The organism is Cupriavidus sp. CER-90, assembly GCF_057652055.1.
Genome location: NZ_JBYGYM010000002.1, coordinates 1,442,632 through 1,463,513 on the forward strand (window position 1 = coordinate 1,442,632; position 20,882 = coordinate 1,463,513).

Sequence of the window (20,882 nt, forward strand, 5' to 3'; positions counted from 1 at the left end):
CAAGATCCGCTGGAGAACTGCCCGCATGGCCACCACCACCCTTGGCGTCAAGCTTGACGATGCATCGCGCGAACGCCTGAAACGTGTTGCCCAATCGATCGACCGCACCCCGCACTGGCTGATCAAGCAGGCGATCTTCACGTATCTGGAACAGGTGGAACGCGGCCATCTGCCCCACGAGGCCGGTTCGGCCGCGCCGGCCGATGGCGAGGCGGCCGACGCCGGCGACGCCGCGCAGGGCGACGCCATGCCTCAGCCGTTTCTGGAATTCGCCCAGAGCATCCAGCCGCAGTCGGTGCTGCGCGCCGCCATTACCTCGGCTTACCGCCGGCCCGAAACCGAATGCGTGCCGGTACTGCTGGAGCAGGCCCGCCTGCCGCAGGCGCAGGCAGACGCCGCCATCAAGATGGCCAAGGCGCTGGCGCAAAAGCTGCGCGAGCAGAAGGTAGGTACCGGCCGCGAAGGCCTGGTGCAGGGGCTGATCCAGGAATTCTCGCTGTCGTCGCAGGAAGGCGTGGCGCTGATGTGCCTGGCCGAGGCCTTGCTGCGCATCCCGGACAAGGCCACGCGCGACGCGCTGATCCGCGACAAGATCAGCGGCGCCAACTGGCAGTCGCACCTGGGCCAGAGCCCGTCGCTGTTCGTCAACGCGGCTACCTGGGGCCTGCTGCTGACCGGCCGCCTGGTGGCCACCCATACCGAAGCCGGCCTGTCGAAGGCGCTGACGCGCATCATCGGCAAGGGTGGCGAGCCGCTGATCCGCAAGGGCGTGGACATGGCCATGCGGCTGATGGGCGAGCAGTTCGTCACCGGCGAGACCATCTCCGAGGCACTGGCCAACGCGCGCAAGTACGAGGCCGAGGGCTTCCGCTACTCGTACGACATGCTTGGCGAAGCGGCCATGACCGAGGCCGATGCCCAGCGGTACCTGGCCTCGTACGAGCAGGCCATCCACGCCATCGGCCAGGCGTCGCGCGGCCGGGGCATCTACGAAGGCCCGGGTATCTCGATCAAGCTGTCGGCGCTGCACCCGCGCTACAGCCGCGCCCAGCACGAGCGCGTGATCACCGAACTGTACGGCCGCCTGAAGAGCCTGACGATGCTGGCCCGCCAGTACGACATCGGCATCAACATCGACGCCGAGGAAGCCGACCGCCTGGAAATCTCGCTCGACCTGCTCGAACGCCTGTGCTTCGAGCCCGAGCTGGCCGGCTGGAACGGCATCGGCTTCGTGGTGCAGGGCTACCAGAAGCGTTGCCCGTTCGTGATCGACTACCTGATCGACCTGGCGCGCCGCAGCCGCCATCGCCTGATGATCCGTCTGGTCAAGGGCGCCTACTGGGACAGCGAAATCAAGCGCGGCCAGGTGGATGGCCTGGAGGGCTATCCGGTCTACACGCGCAAGGTCTATACCGATGTGTCGTACGTGGCCTGCGCGCGCAAGCTGCTGTCGGTGCCGGACGCGATCTATCCGCAGTTCGCCACGCACAATGCGCACACGCTGTCGGCCATCTACCAGATCGCGGGGCAGAACTACTATCCCGGCCAGTATGAGTTCCAGTGCCTGCACGGCATGGGCGAGCCGCTGTACGACCAGGTGGTGGGCGCCAAGGCCGACGGCAAGTTCGGCCGGCCGTGCCGCATCTACGCCCCGGTGGGTACGCACGAGACGCTGCTGGCGTACCTGGTGCGCCGGCTGCTGGAAAACGGCGCCAACACGTCGTTCGTGAACCGGATTGCCGACGAATCGATTCCGCTCGACGAACTGGTGGCCGACCCGGTGGCCGTGGTCGAGCAGATGCACAAGGCCGAAGGTACGCTGGGCCTGCCGCACCCGCGCATTCCGCAGCCGCGCGCGTTGTATGGCAAGGCACGCGCCAATTCGGCCGGTATCGACCTGTCGAACGAGCATCGCCTGGCGTCGCTGTCGTCGGCGCTGCTGGCGGGCGCCAGCGAGGTGCTGCGCGCCGATCCGCTGTTGGGCGCCGAGGTGGACCGCGCCGGCGCGAAGTCCGAGCCCGTGCTGAACCCGGCCGACCACCGCGACGTGGTGGGTCACGTGAGCGAAGCCACGCCGGCCGAGATCGAAGCCGCGCTGACAGCCGCCGTCAATGCGGCGCCGATCTGGCAGGCGACGCCGCCGGAAGTGCGTGCCGCCGCGCTGGAACGTGCCGCCGACCTGATGGAAGCCCAGATGCAGTCGCTGATGGGCATCATCATGCGCGAGGCCGGCAAGACGTTCTCGAACGCCATCGCCGAAGTGCGCGAAGCCGTGGACTTCCTGCGCTACTACGCGGTGCAGGTGCGCGAGACGTTCTCGAACGACACGCACCGTCCGCTGGGCCCGGTGGTCTGCATCAGCCCGTGGAATTTCCCGCTGGCGATCTTCACCGGCCAGGTGGCCGCGGCCCTGGCCGCCGGCAACCCGGTGCTGGCCAAGCCGGCGGAACAGACGCCGCTGATCGCCGCCGCCGCCGTGCGCCTGCTGCGCGATGCCGGCGTGCCGGCCGGCGCCGTCCAGCTGCTGCCGGGCCGTGGCGAAACGGTGGGCGCCGCGCTGGTGGGCGATGCCCGCGTGAAGGGCGTGATGTTCACCGGTTCGACCGAAGTGGCGCGCCTGCTGCAGCGTAACGTGGCGGGTCGCCTGGACGCGGCGGGCCGACCGATCCCGCTGATTGCCGAAACCGGCGGCCAGAACGCGATGATCGTCGATTCGTCGGCGCTGGCCGAACAGGTGGTGGGCGACGTCGTGAACTCGGCGTTCGATTCCGCCGGCCAGCGTTGCTCGGCGCTGCGTGTGCTGTGCCTGCAGGAAGACGTGGCCGACCGCATCCTGGAAATGCTCAAGGGCGCGATGGGGGAACTGACGCTGGGCAACCCGGATCGCCTGTCGACCGACGTGGGCCCGGTGATCGACGAGGAGGCGCGCGGCAATATCGTGCGCCATATCGAGGCCATGCGCGCCAAGGGCCGCCGCGTACACCAGGCCGACGCCGGCTCGGCCGCCTGCCGCAACGGCACGTTCGTGCCGCCGACGCTGATCGAACTCGATTCGATCGCGGAACTGAAGCGCGAGGTGTTCGGCCCGGTGCTGCACGTGGTGCGCTACCCGCGCGCCGCGCTGGACACGATGATCGGCCAGATCAATGACACCGGCTATGGCCTGACGCTGGGCATCCATACGCGGATCGACGAAACCATCGCGCATATCGTTGACCGCGCGCACGTGGGCAACCTGTATGTGAACCGCAATATCGTGGGCGCCGTGGTGGGCGTGCAGCCGTTTGGCGGCGAAGGCCTGTCGGGCACCGGGCCGAAGGCCGGCGGCCCGCTGTACCTGCATCGCCTGCTGTCGGTGTGCCCGCAGGACGCCGTGGTACGTGGCGTGCGCACGTCCGACATGGGCGGCGCCACGCCGGCCGCGCCAGAAAACTCCGCGCTGGCGGCCCTGCAGGCCTGGGCAAAGGCCAGCCTGCCGGACGTGGCGCAAGCGTGCGGGCGCTTTGCCGCCGCTTCCGCCTCGGGCCTGTCGGTGACGCTGCCGGGCCCCACGGGCGAGCGCAATACGTACTCGCTGCTGCCGCGCGAACGCGTGCTGTGCCTGGCCCAGCAGGAATCGGATCTGGCGCTGCAACTGGCGGCCGTGCTGGCCGTGGGCTCCGAAGCGTTGTGGACTGACACACCCGTCGCAAAGACCCTGTTGGCGCGCCTGCCTGCCGCAGTACAATCGCGCGTCCGCGTGGTTTCCGACTGGCTGGGTACCGATATCGCCTTCGACGCGGTGCTGCACCACGGCGATTCCGACCAACTGCGCACGGTCTGCGAGCAGGTGGCCACGCGCCCCGGCCCGATCGTCAGCGTGCAGGGCCTGGCGCAGGGTGAACCGAATATCGCGCTGGAGCGTTTGTTGATCGAGCGTTCGCTGTCCGTCAATACGGCGGCGGCGGGCGGCAATGCAAGTCTGATGACGATCGGCTGAGGCCAGGGGCCAGGCGGATCGTCAGCAAAGCGCGTGGCGGGGGCCGGCGATCCCGACCCTGCCGCGCAACCCAGGAACGGAACGGTGCTGCCAACGCCGATCCGCAAATATGCCGACACCGGCACCATATGGCACCCTATGGGACCCAAGGAGAACTGATGAGCTCGACATTCCGCAAGACGGCCATGACCGTTGCCATGGCCGTTGCAGGCCTGACCGCCGCCTCGGCCGCTTTCGCCCAGGCACAGGAAATCAAGCTGGGCTACGCCGGCCCGCTGACCGGCGGCCAGGCGCAGTACGGCAAGGACATGCAGAACGGCATCGTCCTGGCCATCGACGACATGAACGCCACCAAGCCGAAGATCGGCGGCAAGGATGTCAAGTTCGTCCTGATCTCCGAAGACGACCAGGCCGACCCGAAGACCGGTTCGGTGGTGGCGCAGAAGCTGGTGGACGCCGGCATCCAGGGCATGCTGGGGCACTTCAACTCGGGCACCAGCATCCCGGCGTCGATGGTCTACAACCGCGCCGGCATTCCGCAGATCGCCATGGCCACGGCGCCTGAATACACCAAGCAGGGCTTCAAGACCACGTTCCGCATGATGACGTCCGATACCCAGCAGGGTTCGGTGATCGGCGCCTTCGTGGTGAAGAAGCTGGGCGCGAAGAACATCGCCATCGTCGACGACCGCACCGCGTACGGCCAGGGCCTGGCCGACGAGTTCGAAAAGGCCGCCAAGGCCGCCGGCGGCAAGATCGTGCGCCGCGAATTCACGAACGACAAGGCCGTGGACTTCAAGGCCGTGCTGACCAACATCAAGCGCAGCAACCCGGACGTGATCTTCTATGGCGGCGCCGAGACCCAGTCGGCCCCGATGGCCAAGCAGGTCAAGGAACTGGGCATGAAGGCCCCGATCGTGTCGGGCGAGATGTCCAAGACCGACAACTTCCTGAAGCTGGCCGGCCCGGCAGCCGAAGGCACCGTGGTGTCGCTGGCCGGCCTGCCGCTGGAACAGATGCCCGGTGGCGCCGCCTACGAAAAGAAGTACGAGAAGCGTTTTGGCTCGAAGGTCCAGACGTACTCGCCGTACGCCTATGACGGTGCCACCGCGATGATGACCGCCATGATCAAGGCCGGCTCGGCCGATCCGGCGCGCTATCTGCCGGTGCTGGCCGCCACGAACATGCAGGGCGTGACGACCAAGACCCTGGCCTACGACGCACGCGGCGACCTGAAGGACGGCGGTATCACCGTCTACAAGGTCGAAGGCGGCAAGTGGACCGTGCTGGAAACGGTCGGCGGCAAGTAATCGCCCCAATTGCGACAGTTTTGATGCATTTCCTGTAGTACCTCAGCACCCCGGACGGCTTTCCTACGGACGGGGTGTTCTGACAGTAGCACTGACGCCACCCGGGCCTGGCCCGTGGTGGCGTTTTTTGTTTTGGGGCGGGGCGCAACCCGTTTCAAGGGTACGGCGATTGTGCTCCGGGTACGGGCGTCGCTAGCCTGCTGCGCAATGCCGTCGAGGGCGATGGCATTTCGTCATGGGGGCGGCGGCATGGGGATCTTCTATACGGCAGTGATGGGCGATCCGCTCGATACGGGCGGCAACAGTCAAATCATCGAAGGCGCGCAGGACAACACGATCGAGGGCCCGGATGGTCGGAGTCGCCCGGTCGCACTGCTCGGACACCGGGCATGGTGCGATGCGTGCAAGAGCGTTGGCGTGATAGTGGAGGCGCCCGGATCGCCATATCACAACAGGATGGTGGATTTCGTGGCAGGCGGAGCGCGGGAAGCCTTGGGCGGTGATCTCGTGATGTGCAAGTGCAAGTCACCGGCTCGCATTATTGCCGTCCATGGCCGCAGCTCGATGATTCTTCCCGATTCCGGCCCCGCTGTGGAGACGGCCGCGGCACGAGCCAGTCCCGCAGGAAACCCCGACGACTACGACGAGCACTTTGTCTTGACGGACGTGCGCACGGGCCTGCCACTGGCGGGCTTCGCATGGGGCATCGATACACCGGACGGGCCACGCGAAGGGTGCACGGGGGCAGACGGCAAGACGGCCACCATTTGCGGCTGTGACCGCGAGCAAATCACCCTCTCATGGGTCGCGCAAACGGAAATGGGGATTCGATCATGAGCATCGCTACGTCCAATCTCAGCCCGAAAGACAACCGTCAAGGCACGGTTGTGAAGGTTGACCAGATGTATCTCGACGAGATACCCGGCGCCATGGACAAGATGGGCTGGCGGGTGTCTGCCGCATTGATGCGCAGATGGTTTGCAACGAAGCCGGCTTGGGTGATGAGTGCGGAGGAAAGAACAAGGACCGATGTGGCCGTGCTTTCAGCGTCTCGCGTTGAAAGTCGATTGGTGACCATGAAATGGTTACTGGGCTTCGAATCGGTGCTTCCGGCATTCGAGGCGTTGCGCAAGGGCTGGAATACTCCCAGGGGCCTCGCTTTGCTGCGGGACCGGCTACGTGCCGTCGGATGGTCCCCCGGGTTACATGCAACCCTGGGGTATGGCGTGAGAAGCGCCGTGATGGCGGATGCCACATGCCAGGTCAATCTCAAGCCTTTCGGCGCGTACAACGACACCTTCAATGACCTGTTCGGAGCGGTCAACAAGGGAACCTTCAAGCTGGCTGTCAAAGGTCAGGCGATGCGCTCTCCGGTAACAGGCAGTGACATTTTCGAGATCGACAAGGTGGGCATCTATTGCCGTGATACGTACGACTTCAACGCGAGTTGGTACACAGATATGGCGATTGGCTTGGGGGTGTGGAGTCGAGACCGGTGCTTGTCGAAAGCAGAAATGGCCGCGTATATCGGATCACCGCCCGCATTGAGAGCCGCCAGATTTCCGGGGTTCGTTCCAACGAAAAACGTGGACTTCCGGCGCTGGCAAAAAGCCCGAAACGAAGGCGGCGATTTTTACGTTTTCTCCGACATATTGTGGGTACAGCCGCATATCGACCATGTTCCACTGGATTAAGCGACGCTTGTGGTGGATGCTTCTGGCCATTTTCATTGGTGGCGTGAGCTTTGCTGTAAAGCGCGGCATCTTGTTCGACGACGACTGCTGGAGTCCGAATCACGAATATTTCATGGTCCGGAAACAGAGTTTGTGGTCTGCGATGTTCTCTCAATTCGGCTACGAGGAAGGCTGGGTTCTCGTCTATGACAAGTACGGCAACCTTGTGCATCGATGGGACGGAGACCTTACCACGCAAGGCGGTCCATTCTGGGCGGGCAACGAAGTGCTGATCCTCAACAAGCCGGAGGCCAGTCTGCGCTTGCCCACCGATGCAGGCGAAGGCGATTTGAATCGCATTTGCTATTAGCCTATGACCGCCAAACGTTCGCTGCGCCGGACTTTACAACGGGAATGGTGGTATTTCCTTCCACTCATCCCATTCCTTCTCATGGCCGCCAATTTCTCCTACAGCCTCCTGTTTGGCGAGCGATGCTGGAGTCCCAATCGTCAATACTATTTGATACAGGTGGAAAGCCTGCTGTCGTCGGCACTGTATTCGCCCGGCACGGGCTTTGGATGGATTTTGGTGTTCGACCAGAAGGGGCGCTGGCTATATCACTGGCATGGGGATTTCCTCACTTACAACAGGCCGACGTGGAAAGACGATGCCTTATGGATTGGCGAATCTACCCGGCTGTCCCTCTATGCCGCAGCAGGACCGAACGGCGCCGCGAAGATGTGTTTTTGCATGTATCGGGCAACCTTTCCCAACCCCTGTGAGCCACTGTAGCCCGCGCTAGCCGATGGCCGCCCAGTAGCAGGACGCCACCCGGGCCTGGCCCGTGGTGGCGTTTTTTGTTTTGGGGCGGGGCGCAACCCGTTTCAAGGGTACGGCGATTGTGCTCCGGGTACGGGCGTCGCTAGCCTGCTGCGCAAATCACCCTCTCATGGGTCGCGCAAACGGAAATGGGGATTCGATCATGAGCATCGCTACGTCCAATCTCAGCCCGAAAGACAACCGTCAAGGCACGGTTGTGAAGGTTGACCAGATGTATCTCGACGAGATACCCGGCGCCATGGACAAGATGGGCTGGCGGGTGTCTGCCGCATTGATGCGCAGATGGTTTGCAACGAAGCCGGCTTGGGTGATGGAGGCTGGAGAGAGGGTAAGGGATGATTTTGCCGGTGTGCCACCCAGTCGACTTGAGGAAAACCTGGTGAAAATGAACTGGTTGCTTCGATATCCATCGGTGCGGTCTGCGGCCGAGCAACTCGTTCAGAACTGGGCTTCGCTTAACGGTCGGGCGTTGCTTCGAAAGCGGCTTGAGGAAGCTGGCTGGAAGCCCGGGAAATGCACGAGCCTTGGTTACGGATTTGAAAAAGCGAGTACCGCAGACAGTCTGAGCCAAGTAAATATTCAGGAATTCGGGTCCTACGTCGATACGTTCGATGACCTTTTTGGAGCGATCAACAAGGGTGTGCTCAAAATCTGCGTCAGGGGATCCACCACGCGATTGCCCTTGTCCGGGCGCGACGCATTTGAGATAGAACGGATCGGCATTTACTGCCGCGACACATATGACTTTGCTGCGGACTGGCACATGGACAACACATTCGGCCTGGGCATATGGAGTCGTGATCGGTGCTTGTCGAAGGCCGAGATCGCCGCGTACGTAGGGATGCCAGTTCCATTGCGGGCACTGACCTACGGCAAATTCGTGCCGGTGCGAAATGCCGATTTCCGTCGATGGCAAAAAGCGCGAGACGAGGGAGGAGACTTTTTCGTCTTCTCCGACGTGCACTGGATCGATTCGACAATCGAGCATGTACCGCTGGATTAGGCGCAGCTGGCCCGTGCTGCTTCTGGTGACGGTGCCCCTTCTGGTTTTCGGCGTTGGTCGCCTGGGCATTCCCCACGGCGAAAAATGCTGGAGCCCGAATCACGAGTATTTCATGGAAATGCGAGAGAGCTGGTTATCGAAGGTCTTTTTTTCCAGGGACAGGGAAGAGGGCTGGATTTTCGTCTATGACAAGCATGGGCGTCTTTACCACCGCTACGATGGTCCGCTCAGCAAGCTGGGCGGACCATGGTGGCTCGGCAAGAAAATCCTGATCATGAACAAGCCCGAGGCCATGCTGGAGTTGCCGACGGATGCTGGTGACAGCCGCCTGAAAGGCGTCTGTTTTTGATGCCACGCTTGGGGCTCGGCCATGCCAAGCCTGGTGGACGCGAGTGCTATGACGGTGCCGCCGCGATGATGACCGCCATGATCAAGGCCGGCTCGGCCGATCCGGCGCGCTACCTGCGAAAGCAGAAATGGCTGCTTATGTCAGCGCACCCGTCCCTTTTAGAGCCGCGCGATTCCCTGGCTTTGTGCCCCTGCGCAATGTCGATTTTCGGCGTTGGCAGCAAGCGAGAAACGAGGGTGGGGATTTCTATGTCTTTTCAGACATTCTCTGGATCGAGCCGCATATTGATCATGTCCCTCTGGCGTAAGCGCAGCTGGCTGTTGGCGGCTTTACTGCTTGGCGCAAGCGTTGTCGCCTACAACAGTCGGCAGGGCATTCCGCTTGGCGGCAACTGCTGGAGCCCGAACGGCGAGTACTTCCTGGTGCGTAGGCAAACTTTGACGTCGGCCGTCATCTCGGAGCCCGATTTTGAGACCGGATGGATCCTTATATTCGACAAATACGGCAATCTGATACATCGCTGGGATGGGAGTCTTCACCCCGCAGGCGGCCCGTTTTGGGATGATGATGCTGTAATTGTCGGGGGGGTGGACGGGGCCGTCTTGCCGTTGCCAACGGCTGCTGGAAACGGTGATCTTGCTCGGCGCTGTTATTGAACGCGCGACTGTGCGGTAAGTCACGAGTGATAACTAAGCGCTTGTTTTACCAACGCAAAACGCGGACAGCATTACCGGGTATGTCATCTATGAGCGTTAAATGCTACTTGGCTTGGCTCGTTGGGATGCTGTCAACCCAGATCGCGTTTGCGTGCGTGCCAAGCCGGAACGTCGATATCTATTTTGCGTTCGACTCGGCCGAAATATCGGCGGTCGAATTTCGCAGATTAACGGATTGGGCGCTGGAGCAACGCAAAAACTATCCGAATCAGCAGGCGATCTACCTGGACGGCTATGCGGAAGAAGTCGAGTCTGCCCCGCGCGCGCTTGCCAGCCGAAGGGCCGCGGAAGTCGAACGATTGCTTGTCGAGCTCCGGTTCAACAGCATCCCGATGGAAACATCGGCAGCCGTATATCGAACAGGCGACGTCAGCAATGGCAAGCGAGTTGAGGTGTCCCTGCTTCCCGCCTGCCCCAACGATTGCTGTCAATGAGGACTCGCTGGTGCACCGACGCAAGCCACGGCATTCCGGCCCTTCGATCCGACGATCCCGCGCTCCGCAGACCCACTTCCCACCCCCGTCAACCCAAATCAGACCCCTTTCCGCCCCTGTTCTCTCCCAAGCGTGCCACGGCAATGGCGCATAATTCCGCCTTTGCCGAATTCTGATGAAGGAGCGGACCGTGCAGGATGTCCGTTACGAGCACGCGATCGCGCTGGCCAATGCCGGGCGCCATGACGAGGCGTTGCAGGTTGCCGACCAGCTGTGGGCGGCGCACCCCGAGGTGGTGGATTACGCCGCGTTGCGGGCGCAGATCCAGTCCGACCGTGGCGACGTGGCCGCGGCGCTGGCTGCGCTGGACGAAGCCATGGCACGCCTGCCGGAGCTGGCGCTGGCGCCGATGCACCGCTGGGCGTCGCGCGGGGCGCTGGTCCATATGTATGGCACCTTGCTGATGCGCGATGGGCGCGACACCGAGGCGCAGCCATGGCTGCACGAGGCGGCGCGCCGCAATGGGCTGGCCACCGGCGAATGGGCCGCGCACTTCTATGCGGGCTTTGTCGCGTTCCGGCTGCACGACTTCGCGCTGGCCGGGCGGTACTGGCACGACCTGCTGTACCGGGCCCCCGATCTGGGCGCCAGCGACATCCTGCCGCTGGTCCAGGATTACGTGGCGCGCAGCGATGCCGCCGAGCTGCTGGGCGAACCGCTGCTGCGCATCTGCCTGGGGCGCATCGCGCTCGATTCCCCGGAACTGCTCGACCTGACGCCTGCACAAGGCGATGCGCTGGCTGCGGCCCAGGCCGAGCGCGTGCTGGCCGAACAGCCCGATCATCCCGAGGCACGGCGCCTGCGGGCGCCGCTGCGGCTGGGTTCCGAACCCGCCGCGGCGCTCGACGATCTGGAGACCTATCTGCGCCAGCGGCCCGACCCGCTCGCGCAGGTCCGTGCGCTGACGTGGCGTCACCAGGCCAATGTGACCGCCGGCGCCAACGCCCCGGCGCAGCCCGCGTGGACCGGGTTCGCCGTGACGGCGGATGCCGACGATGGCGCGCTGTATTTCCATGCGGCGACCGCGCTGGGCAGTTTCCTCGATGAAGTCCCCGCTTCGCAGGCGGCGCTCAAGCCGACGCTGGAGGCCATGTGCCGCAAGGGCCTGTCGTGCTTCGAGAGGTATTTCGAGACTGGCGAGGGCGATGTCCAGGGTCACGGCGGCAATGCCGACCCCCATCTCTATTCGCTGCTGTGCCGCCTGCTGGGCCGTACGCTGCCGGCCGATGCGGCGCATCTGGACGAGAAGGTCGCGTTGCACCGCAAGGGCGTGGCGGCCAGCGATTTCATCGACCACTGGATCGACCTGCTCGACGCCTACGCGGCGGCGGGCCAGCACCAGCAGGTCGTGGATATGGCCGGCGAGGTGCTGAACCGCTATCCGGTGGAGCGCAATCCGGCCGGCGTGAGCTGGGCCTTCAGCCGTCTGGTGGCGGCCTGGGCGGCGATCGGCGGGCGCGAAGCCACCGAATCGGCCAGCGCCGCGCTGGCGCATATGGATGCCCGGCTCGATGCCTTGCCCGTGGAGGCGCGCACCGAGGGCGCCCACGCGATGGCCCACGCGCGTGCCCATTACGGCGCGCTGCTGCAGACCGGCATGGCGTCGATGGACGAGCACGACAAGGCGGATGCCATTGCCGAACTCGAAGCCCTGCAACGGCGCTCGCTGCTGATAGAGGATGCCTGGGTATCGGGCCGTTTCGGCCAGATCTGGCGCGACCTCGGCGACAACGCGCGCGCCATGCCGTTGCTCGAACAGGCCGTGCAACTGGGCGAGGGCGACGCACGGCAGCAGGCGCTGGCGCGCGTGCAGCGCGCCCGGCTGCTGGTGGATCTGGAGCGCCACCCCGAGGCGTTGACCGACTTCCAGCTCGCCTTTGCCGCGCGCGACGACTGGGACGCACAGACCTGGCTAGCCGCAGTACAGGCCGCGCTGGGCATGGGACAGCGCGAAACGGCGTTGGGATGGTTCGAGCGCGCACGCTGTCTCGATGCCGAAAAGGGCCCCACCCGTGGCTTGTTCGCCAAGGTGGAAACGGCACTGAAGGCCACACGGCCAAAATGGAAACTCTGGGGCGTTTGATGTCGGGTCGGAAAATGTGACCCATCGCACCAGAGACGATTCTGATTTTGCAAGAGCTACAAAAGCGCTATCGAAGAAGATGGCGCTTTTTCTGTGCAGAAGCCGTAAGTTGCTGGCATGTTCTGGAAAGTGTCGGACAAGCACTTACATTTACTGACGTGTCCTTCCGTTACCATGTCGCGCATGAACGGATTGAGCCAACTTTTCCCCTCGCTGCCGCTGGCGCCGGGCGGACTGTTCTGGGTGGGCCTTGCGCTGGTTGGAGCGGGCCTGGCCGGGGAAGTCTGCCGCCGCTGGCTGGGCTGTCCGCGTATCGTCGGTTACGCGGTGATCGGGCTGTTCGCCGGCATGCTCGGCCGCAGCATTGTCGATGACAACATGATCGCGCAGACCCGGGTGCTGATCGACATGGCGCTGGCCCTGGCGCTGTTCGAACTCGGCCACCGGCTGTCGCTGTCCTGGCTGCGCGCCAATCCCTGGCTGCTGATCACCAGCGCCGCGGAAAGCCTGCTGACCTGGGGGCTGGTGTCCACGGTGCTGCAGTGGATGGGGGCTTCGCCGGGCGTGGCCATCCTGGCCGGCGGTATCGCGGTCAGCACGTCGCCCACCATCGTGCTCCAGCTCAAGAACGAGCTGCGTGCCGATGGGCAGGTCACCGAACGCCTGATGGCGATGTCGGCGCTCAATTCCATCTACGCCGCGGCCATCGTGCAGGTGGCCACGGGCTGGCTCCATTCCGAATACGGCAACCTGGGCGCGGCGCTGCTGCATCCGCTGTACCTGCTGGTGGGCTCGTGCCTGCTGGCGTGGGTGGTGGGCAAGTTCGGGCATGCGATCTACGCGCGCATGTCGGCCGACGATCACTACAGCTTCCTGGTCCTGGTGGGACTGGTGCTGTTCACGCTGGCGCTGACGCGGGTGCTGAAGCTGTCGATGCCGCTGACGCTGATGCTGGCCGGGGTGGTATTCAAGCACCAGGACCGCCAGCCACATGTGTGGCCTACGCACTTTGGCAGCGCGGGCAGCCTGCTGATCATCGTGATGGTGGTGTCGCTGGGCCTGCCGCTGACCGCCAGGGACTGGGTGGTGGGCGGGTCGCTGGCCGTGGCGCTGGTGTTCTTCCGTCACGTCGCCAAGCTGGCCGGCGTGGTATCGCTGGGATCGTTCTCGGGCCTGAGCCTGCGCCAGTGCGCGGCACTGGGGCTTGCGCTGGCGCCGATGTCCGGCCTGGCTTATCTTTTGATGAGCGACGTTGCCCGCCTGTACCCTGGCACCGGGGCGCCGCTCGCATCGATCATCCTGTGCGCGCTCGCGATCGAGCAGCTGCTTGCGCCGATCATCGCGGCATGGGCGCTGCGCTTCGCCGGCGAGACGCGTGACCATGGAGGAGGGCGCTGATGTCGCTCGAACCGTTCAAGCATTCCGAGGCGTTGACCTTCGGCGTCGAGCTGGAACTGCAGCTCGTCAACCGGCACGACTATGACCTGGCGCCGTTCGCTCCGGATCTGCTGCGCGCACTGAAAGGCGCGCAGCATGCCGGCGACATCAAGCCGGAAATCAGCCCGTCGATGATCGAGATCAGCACCGGCATCTGCCATGACTATGCGCAGGCGCTGGAGGAACTGACCGTGATGCGCGACCTGATGGTCAATGCGTCGCGCGGGCTGAACCTTGGCATCTGCGGCGGCGGCACGCATCCGTTTCAGGTCTGGTCGGAACGCACGATCTCGAATTCGCCGCGTTACCAGTACATTTCCGAACTTTATGGCTATCTGGCCAAGCAGTTCACCGTGTTTGGCCAGCACGTGCACATCGGGTGCCCGACCCCCGATGAGTCGCTGTTCCTGCTCCATGCCATCGGGCGATACGTGCCGCACTTTATCGCGCTGGCCGCTTCGTCGCCTTACGTGCAGGGGGTGGATACGGGGTTTGCATCGGCGCGCCTGAATTCGGTCGCGGCGTTCCCGATGAGCGGCCGCGCCCCGCATGTGCTGACGTGGGACGGCTTCGAGGCGTACTTCAACAAGATGCGCGCCACCGGCGTGATCGAAAGCATGAAGGACTTCTATTGGGATATCCGTCCCAAGCCGGAGTTCGGCACGATCGAGGTGCGCGTGATGGATACCCCGCTGACCGTTCAGCGCGCCTGCGACATCGCGGCCTATATCCAGGCACTGGCGCGCTACCTGCTGTTGTCGCGCCCATTCATGCCGCAGGAAGACGACTACCTGGTGTACACCTTCAATCGCTTCCAGGCGTGCCGCTTCGGGCTGGAAGGCGAATACGTGCATCCGAACGAACTGACCCGGATGCCGATCGCGGACCATATCCTGTCGATCTGCGACGCGCTGGAGCCTCACGCCGAGGCGCTGGGGTCGCTCCAGGCGCTGGCCAATATCCGCGCCCAGGCGGCGGCGCGCGACAACGACGCACGCCTGGTGCGCACGGTGAACGACGAGGCGCACAGCCTGCGTGACACGGTGCGCCGTACCTGCGAATTGTGGGAATCCTGACGCATTGCCCGGGCTGAGGCCGGGGCCAGGGCTGGGCCGATCCTGGACCAGCCCGCAGCAAGCCTCCCCGGCGCGCTAGATGCCGTGCGGCACGCTGTCCCCGTCGCGGCCGCTGGCCAGCCCGAGCTGCTTGTTGGCCGGGACGGCGACGTCGATCAGCTTGGGCCGCGGCAGGTTCAGGTTGCGCATCATCATGATGAACTCGTCGCGCGTGCGGCCGGCTACCCGGCTGTTGGTGGCGCGCTCGTGGCCGATCGTTGATTCGGTCCGGCCCTTGTAGTCGTGCGCGGGGTAGACGCGGGTGTCGTCGGGCAGGCGGAAAAGCTTCTGCGTCAGGCTGTCGAACAGCGTGCCGGCGTCGCCCGACTGGAAGTCGGTACGACCGCAGCCGTCGATCAGCAACGCGTCGCCGGTGAAGATCCGCCGCGTCATGCCTTCGGGCGACGGCTCCTCCCAGAGATAGCTCATGCTGCCGGCGGTGTGGCCGGGCGTGTGGATTGCGCGCAGCACCTGGCGGCCGAACGGAATCGTATCCCCATCGATCAGTTGTTTCAGCGCGGGCTTGATGTCGCAGCCCGACGGCGCGGCGGTGCTGGCGCCCGTCAACTGGGCAAGATGGCCGGCTGACGTGATGTGATCGGCGTGCGCGTGGGTCTCCACGACCCAGGCCAGTTTGGCGCCGGTCTGCTCCAGCAGCGCGAGATCGCGTGTGGACTGGCGATCGACGGGGTCGATCAGCACGGCCTCGCGCGTGTCGGCGTCGATGAGCAGGTAAGTGAACGTGGACGAAGCCTCGTCGAACAACTGGTGAAAGGTCTGCATGGCGGTATTGTTGTGGCAAACCGGAAGTGCTTCCATGATACGTCGCCGGCCAGCGCCGGCCAACGGATGCCACGTGCGTCAGCACTCGACAATATTCACCGCCAGGCCACCGCGCGCGGTTTCCTTGTATTTGGTCTTCATGTCGGCCCCGGTTTCGCGCATGGTCTTGATGACCGAGTCCAGCGACACATAATGCGTGCCGTCGCCGCGCAGGGCCATGCGCGCCGCGTTGACGGCCTTGACCGATGCCATGGCGTTGCGCTCGATGCACGGAATCTGCACCAGGCCGCCGACCGGATCGCAGGTCAGGCCCAGGTTGTGCTCCATGCCGATCTCGGCCGCGTTCTCCACCTGCTCCGGCGTGCCACCGAGCACGGCGGCCAGCGCCCCGGCCGCCATCGAACAGGCCACGCCGACTTCGCCCTGGCAGCCCACCTCGGCGCCCGAGATCGACGCGTTGAGCTTGTAGAGCAGACCGATGGCCCCGGCTGTCAGCAGGAAGTCGACCACACCCTGGGTGTTGGCGCCAGGCACGAAACGGTCGTAGTAATGCAGCACGGCGGGGATGATGCCGGCCGCGCCGTTCGTCGGCGCCGTGACCACGCGACCCCCGGCGGCGTTTTCCTCGTTGACGGCGATGGCGTAGAGGTTGACCCAGTCCATGACCGACAGCGGGTCGGACAGCGTGCGCTCGGCGCGCAACGTCAGGTGCCGATAGAGCTCCGGTGCCCGGCGCTTGACCTTGAACGGGCCGGGCAGTTCGCCGTCCGTGCGGCAACCGCGCGCCACGCACTGCTGCATGACATCCCAGATATGCAGCAGTCCGCCCGTCACCTCGTTCTCCGGCCGCCATGTCAGTTCGTTCTCGAGCATGAGCCGGGCAATCGACTTGCCGCTGGCATGGGCCATGTCGAGCATCGCGCGTCCCGTGCGAAACGGGTGCGGCAACTGCTTGCCGGCGGCCAGGACCTGCGTATTGGGCGCGCCGGCGGTGACGACGAAGCCGCCGCCCACCGACAGGTAGCGGGCCTCGCGCAGCGATGCGCCATCGGCATCATAGGCGTGGAACTTCATGCCATTGGGATGCTCGGCCATGGCTTCGCGCCGATAGAACACGATGTGCTCGCGTTCCACGAACGGCACGGTGTGCCGGCCCAGCAGCGACAGCTGCTTGCTGGCGCGCAGCGCCGCCAGCTTGGCGTCGATCGCCTCCGGATCGACCGTGTCGGGCGATTCGCCCATCAATCCCAGGATCACGCCCTTGTCGGTGCCGTGCCCCTTGCCCGTGGCGCCGAGCGATCCGTAAAGCTCCGCGCGCACGCTGGCCACCCGAGGCAGCAGGCCGTCGCGTTCCAGGCCATGCGCAAACATCAGGGCCGCCCGCATCGGGCCCACGGTGTGGGAGCTCGACGGGCCGATGCCCACCTTGAACAGATCGAAGACGCTGACTGCCACGGCTGAACTCCAGATTGGTTGCCGGCGCGGTTTGTGGGACCGTTTGCCGTAAGGCCGCTAGGCCGGCTTGTCCTGATCGGAATGGGCCGGATGACGCCATAGTGCGCCGGGTTCGGCGGGACCGGAAGCCGGCGGCGGCTCCTTCATCTTCACGCTGATGGAGCCGTCGGTTTCCAGAATCGCGAAATGCACGTCTTCCACGCGGGCGCAGCCGTTGCGGCGCAACACCTTGTGCAATTCGTGCGTGCTGATGCGTTCGCGGCGCATGACTTCCTCGTAGACCTCGCCCTGGTGGATCACGATCTGCGGACGGCCGTCGACCAGCATTTCGAGCGGACGGCTACGCCACGTGACATACCCGAGCAGCGCATCGGTCCCAAACAACGTGCCCGCCAGGATCAGCCCCGCCAGCACCGAGTTGTCGCCGGCATTCATCGCGTTCTGAACCGCGTTCGAGATGATCAGCAGCAGGACAAGATCGAACGGCGTGAGCTGGCCGATCTGCCGCCGGCCCGAAATGCGCATCAGCAACAGAATGGCGCCATAGACGATCAGGCCGCGCAGGACGAATTCCCACCAGGGCGCGCTGAGATTCCACATGAATGAGGCCTCCGCTCAAGGACGGCGCCGGATACCGGCGCCCGCTCCCTGAGCATAGTCCGTCGGCGGCATCCGCGTGTATCGGACGCCGCCTGACGGGCTGGCGCTCACTCTTCGGCGTACTCGCTCATCGGCACGCACGAGCAGAACAGGTTGCGATCGCCATACACGTTGTCGGCACGGCCAACCGGCGGCCAGTACTTCTGCGTGCGCAGCGATGCCAGCGGGTAGGCCGCTTCCTCGCGCGTGTACTTGTGCGTCCACTCGTTGCCGACCACCACGGCCGCGGTGTGCGGGGCGTGCTTGAGCGGGTTGTCCTCGCGGTCGAAGCTGCCGTCTTCCACCCGCGCGATCTCGCCGCGGATGGCGATCATCGCGTCGATGAAGCGGTCGAGTTCGTGCAGCGATTCGCTCTCGGTCGGCTCGATCATCAGCGTGCCCGGCACCGGGAAGCTCATGGTCGGGGCGTGGAAGCCGTAGTCCATCAGGCGCTTGGCCACGTCCTCGTTGGTGATGCCGGTGGTCTTCTGCAGGGGGCGCAGGTCGAGGATGCACTCGTGCGCCACCAGGCCATGCTGGCCCGTGTACAGCACCGGGAAGTGCGGCGACAGGCGGCGCGCCACGTAGTTGGCGGTCAGGATTGCGTTCTCGGTGGCGGCGGTCAGGCCGGCCGAGCCCATCATCGCGATATACATCCACGAGATCGGCAGGATGCTGGCCGAGCCGAACGGCGCGGCCGAGATGCCGCCGATGCCGTTGTCGTCGCGACGGTAGCCGACGCTGTCCTGGTTGGGCAGGAAGTCGGCCAGATGCGCCCCCACGGCTACCGGACCGACGCCCGGGCCGCCGCCGCCGTGCGGAATGCAGAACGTCTTGTGCAGGTTCAGGTGCGACACGTCGCCGCCGAACTGGCCCGGCGCGGCCACGCCGACCATCGCGTTCATGTTGGCGCCATCGACATAGACCTGGCCGCCGTGCTTGTGCACGATGTCGCAGATCTGCTGCACGCCCTGCTCGAACACGCCGTGCGTGGACGGGTACGTGATCATGATCGCGGCCAGGTTCCTGCTGTGCTGCTCGGCCTTCTTCGCCAGATCGTCGAGGTCGACGTTGCCGTTGTCGTCGCAGGCCACCACCACGACCTTCATGCCGGCCATCTGCGCCGACGCGGGGTTGGTGCCGTGGGCCGACGACGGGATCAGGCAGATGTCGCGATGGCTCTCGCCACGGCTGGCGTGGTACGCGTGGATGATCAGCAGGCCGGCGTATTCGCCCTGCGAGCCGGCGTTCGGCTGCAGGCTGACCGCGGCGTAGCCGGTGGCGGCGCAGAGCATGGCCTCCAGCTGGTCGATCATCTCGCGATAGCCCACCGTCTGGTCCAGCGGGGCAAATGGGTGGATGTTGCTGAACTCGGGCCACGTCACCGGAATCATCTCGCTGGTGGCGTTGAGCTTCATCGTGCAGGAGCCCAGCGGAATCATCGTGCGGTCCAGCGCCAGGTCCTTGTCGGCCAGCGAGCGCAGGTAGCGCAGCATCTCGTGTTCGGCATGGTGCGTGTTGAACACCGGATGCGTCAGGTAGGCGCTCTGGCGCGCCACGTTGCCCGGGAAGCCGTCGCCGACCGATGCCTCGATCTTGTCGAAGTCGGGCACCGGCTTGCCGTGCGCGAAGATCTCCCACAGCGTGACCACGTCGTCGCGCGACGCGGTTTCGTCCAGCGAGATGCCGATGCGCGACGCGCCGGCGTGGCGCAGGTTGATGCCGCGCTGCGTGGCCGTGGCGTGGAACGCCTCGGTGTTGAAGCCGGTTTCCAGCGTCAGCGTGTCGAAGAACGTCTCGTTGACCGGGGGCAGGCCCAGCGCCTTCAGGCCGGCGGCCAGCGTGGCGGTCAGGCGATGCACGCGTTGCGCGATGCGCTTCAGGCCCTGCGGGCCATGGTAGACCGCATACATCGACGCCATCACGGCCAGCAGCACCTGCGCGGTGCAGATGTTCGAGGTGGCCTTCTCGCGGCGGATATGCTGCTCGCGCGTCTGCAGCGCCAGGCGGTAAGCCTTGTTGCCCTGCGCGTCGATCGTGACGCCGACCAGGCGGCCCGGCATCGATCGCTTGAATTCATCCTTGACGGCCATGTAGCCCGCGTGCGGACCGCCAAAGCCGAGCGGCACGCCAAATCGCTGCGAGTTGCCCACGGCCACGTCGGCGCCCCATTCGCCCGGCGCGGCGATCAGCGTCAGCGCCAGCAGGTCGGCGGCGGCCACCACCCGGCCACCGGCCGCATGCACGGCGTCGGCAATGGCGCGGTAGTCGGCCACATCGCCATTCACGCCCGGATACTGCAGCAGCACGCCGAAGGCGTGGGACTGCGCGGCGTCCGCAGCCGGGCCGACCTTCACCTCGATGCCCAGCGGCAGCGCGCGCGTGCGGATCACTTCCAGCGTTTGCGGCAGCACATCGTCGGCCACGTAGAACGTGTTCGACGCATGCTTGTGGACGCGCTGCAGCAGCGTCATGGCCTCGGCAGCGGCCGTGCCTTCGTCGAGCATCGACGCATTGGCGATGTCCAGGCCGGTCAGGTCCGTGATCATCTGCTGGAAGTTCAGCATCGCCTCCAGGCGGCCCTGCGAGATTTCCGGCTGGTACGGGGTGTAGGCGGTGTACCAGGCCGGGTTTTCGAAAATGTTGCGCAGCACCACGCCCGGCGTGAGCGTGTTGTAGTAGCCCTGTCCGATGAAGCTCTTCAGGACGCGGTTCTTGCCGGCCAGGCCGCGCAGGCGGGCCAGCGCGGCTTCTTCGGTCAGCGGGGCGGTGAACTCGCCCAGCGACATGCCGTCGCGGCGGCGGATGGCGGCGGGCACCACGGCGTCGATCAGCGCGGCGCGGCTGTCGAAGCCAAGCACCTTGAGCATGTGTTGCTGTTCGGCGCTGTCGGGGCCGATGTGGCGGGCGGCGAAGGCGTCGCGCGCCTCCAGTTCGGCCAGCGTGGGCCGTGTACCTTGGGCGGCGGCATTCATGGGAAGCGGGGCGTTCATGGCAAGGAATCT

Annotated in this window: 18 protein-coding genes; 14 read left to right on the top strand and 4 right to left on the bottom strand. The window is 65.1% G+C overall.

Annotated elements, in window-relative coordinates:
* Nucleotides 1-25 precede the first annotated feature (25 nt).
* From putA to AC24R4_RS17215, 14 genes are all read left to right on the top strand, one after another.
* Complete coding sequence (gene putA, locus AC24R4_RS17150) at nucleotides 26-3,979, top strand: trifunctional transcriptional regulator/proline dehydrogenase/L-glutamate gamma-semialdehyde dehydrogenase (protein ID WP_400394298.1); 3,954 nt, start codon at nucleotides 26-28, stop codon at nucleotides 3,977-3,979.
* A gap of 158 nt (nucleotides 3,980-4,137) precedes the next feature.
* Nucleotides 4,138-5,289 (top strand): branched-chain amino acid ABC transporter substrate-binding protein, encoded by a 1,152-nt coding sequence (locus AC24R4_RS17155; protein WP_092602235.1) that lies wholly within the window; start codon nucleotides 4,138-4,140, stop codon nucleotides 5,287-5,289.
* A 222-nt stretch (nucleotides 5,290-5,511) separates the two neighbouring features.
* Entirely contained in the window at nucleotides 5,512-6,126 is a 615-nt protein-coding gene (locus tag AC24R4_RS17160; RefSeq protein WP_487523388.1) for a PAAR domain-containing protein, read from the top strand.
* Nucleotides 6,123-6,983, top strand: coding sequence for a DUF6402 family protein (locus AC24R4_RS17165; protein ID WP_487523389.1), 861 nt, complete (start codon nucleotides 6,123-6,125; stop codon nucleotides 6,981-6,983). Before AC24R4_RS17160 ends, AC24R4_RS17165 begins: the two co-directional genes overlap by 4 nt.
* Entirely contained in the window at nucleotides 6,967-7,332 is a 366-nt protein-coding gene (locus tag AC24R4_RS17170; protein ID WP_487523390.1) for a hypothetical protein, read from the top strand. The genes AC24R4_RS17165 and AC24R4_RS17170 overlap by 17 nt, the downstream gene beginning before the upstream one ends.
* Before the next feature lie 3 nt (nucleotides 7,333-7,335).
* Nucleotides 7,336-7,755, top strand: a complete 420-nt coding sequence (locus tag AC24R4_RS17175; RefSeq protein ID WP_487523391.1) for a hypothetical protein — start codon at nucleotides 7,336-7,338, stop codon at nucleotides 7,753-7,755.
* A 190-nt stretch (nucleotides 7,756-7,945) separates the two neighbouring features.
* Nucleotides 7,946-8,806 carry a DUF6402 family protein gene (locus tag AC24R4_RS17180; RefSeq protein WP_487523392.1) on the top strand — a complete coding sequence of 287 codons (861 nt, stop codon included), beginning with the start codon at nucleotides 7,946-7,948 and terminating at the stop codon, nucleotides 8,804-8,806.
* The gene (locus AC24R4_RS17185; protein ID WP_487523393.1) at nucleotides 8,790-9,155 is read left to right on the top strand and encodes a hypothetical protein; all 366 of its coding nucleotides are present in this window, start codon (nucleotides 8,790-8,792) and stop codon (nucleotides 9,153-9,155) included. Before AC24R4_RS17180 ends, AC24R4_RS17185 begins: the two co-directional genes overlap by 17 nt.
* A gap of 127 nt (nucleotides 9,156-9,282) precedes the next feature.
* On the top strand, nucleotides 9,283-9,462 hold the full coding sequence (locus tag AC24R4_RS17190) for a DUF6402 family protein (RefSeq protein ID WP_487523394.1): 180 nt from the start codon (nucleotides 9,283-9,285) through the stop codon (nucleotides 9,460-9,462).
* On the top strand, nucleotides 9,446-9,811 hold the full coding sequence (locus tag AC24R4_RS17195; RefSeq protein WP_487523395.1) for a hypothetical protein: 366 nt from the start codon (nucleotides 9,446-9,448) through the stop codon (nucleotides 9,809-9,811). The genes AC24R4_RS17190 and AC24R4_RS17195 overlap by 17 nt, the downstream gene beginning before the upstream one ends.
* Before the next feature lie 125 nt (nucleotides 9,812-9,936).
* On the top strand, nucleotides 9,937-10,305 hold the full coding sequence (locus AC24R4_RS17200) for an OmpA family protein (RefSeq protein ID WP_487523396.1): 369 nt from the start codon (nucleotides 9,937-9,939) through the stop codon (nucleotides 10,303-10,305).
* Between the two features lie 175 nt (nucleotides 10,306-10,480).
* Complete coding sequence (locus AC24R4_RS17205; RefSeq protein WP_487523397.1) at nucleotides 10,481-12,448, top strand: hypothetical protein; 1,968 nt, start codon at nucleotides 10,481-10,483, stop codon at nucleotides 12,446-12,448.
* 183 nt (nucleotides 12,449-12,631) lie between these two features.
* Entirely contained in the window at nucleotides 12,632-13,846 is a 1,215-nt protein-coding gene (locus AC24R4_RS17210) for a cation:proton antiporter (RefSeq protein ID WP_153946349.1), read from the top strand.
* On the top strand, nucleotides 13,846-14,961 hold the full coding sequence (locus AC24R4_RS17215; protein WP_092602245.1) for a YbdK family carboxylate-amine ligase: 1,116 nt from the start codon (nucleotides 13,846-13,848) through the stop codon (nucleotides 14,959-14,961). The genes AC24R4_RS17210 and AC24R4_RS17215 overlap by 1 nt, the downstream gene beginning before the upstream one ends.
* A 75-nt stretch (nucleotides 14,962-15,036) precedes the next feature.
* Here the strand turns inward: AC24R4_RS17215 and AC24R4_RS17220 are convergent, their stop codons facing one another.
* The 4 genes from AC24R4_RS17220 to gcvP all read right to left on the bottom strand — a co-directional run bounded on the left by AC24R4_RS17220 (nucleotide 15,037) and on the right by gcvP (nucleotide 20,870).
* Entirely contained in the window at nucleotides 15,037-15,783 is a 747-nt protein-coding gene (locus tag AC24R4_RS17220) for an MBL fold metallo-hydrolase (RefSeq protein ID WP_487523965.1), read from the bottom strand.
* Between the two features lie 78 nt (nucleotides 15,784-15,861).
* Nucleotides 15,862-17,238, bottom strand: a complete 1,377-nt coding sequence (locus AC24R4_RS17225) for an L-serine ammonia-lyase (RefSeq protein ID WP_400392297.1) — start codon at nucleotides 17,236-17,238, stop codon at nucleotides 15,862-15,864.
* 57 nt (nucleotides 17,239-17,295) lie between these two features.
* On the bottom strand, nucleotides 17,296-17,838 hold the full coding sequence (locus AC24R4_RS17230) for a DUF421 domain-containing protein (protein ID WP_400392294.1): 543 nt from the start codon (nucleotides 17,836-17,838) through the stop codon (nucleotides 17,296-17,298).
* Between the two features lie 107 nt (nucleotides 17,839-17,945).
* Nucleotides 17,946-20,870 (bottom strand): aminomethyl-transferring glycine dehydrogenase, encoded by a 2,925-nt coding sequence (gcvP, locus tag AC24R4_RS17235; RefSeq protein ID WP_400392292.1) that lies wholly within the window; start codon nucleotides 20,868-20,870, stop codon nucleotides 17,946-17,948.
* Nucleotides 20,871-20,882: the final 12 nt, after the last annotated feature.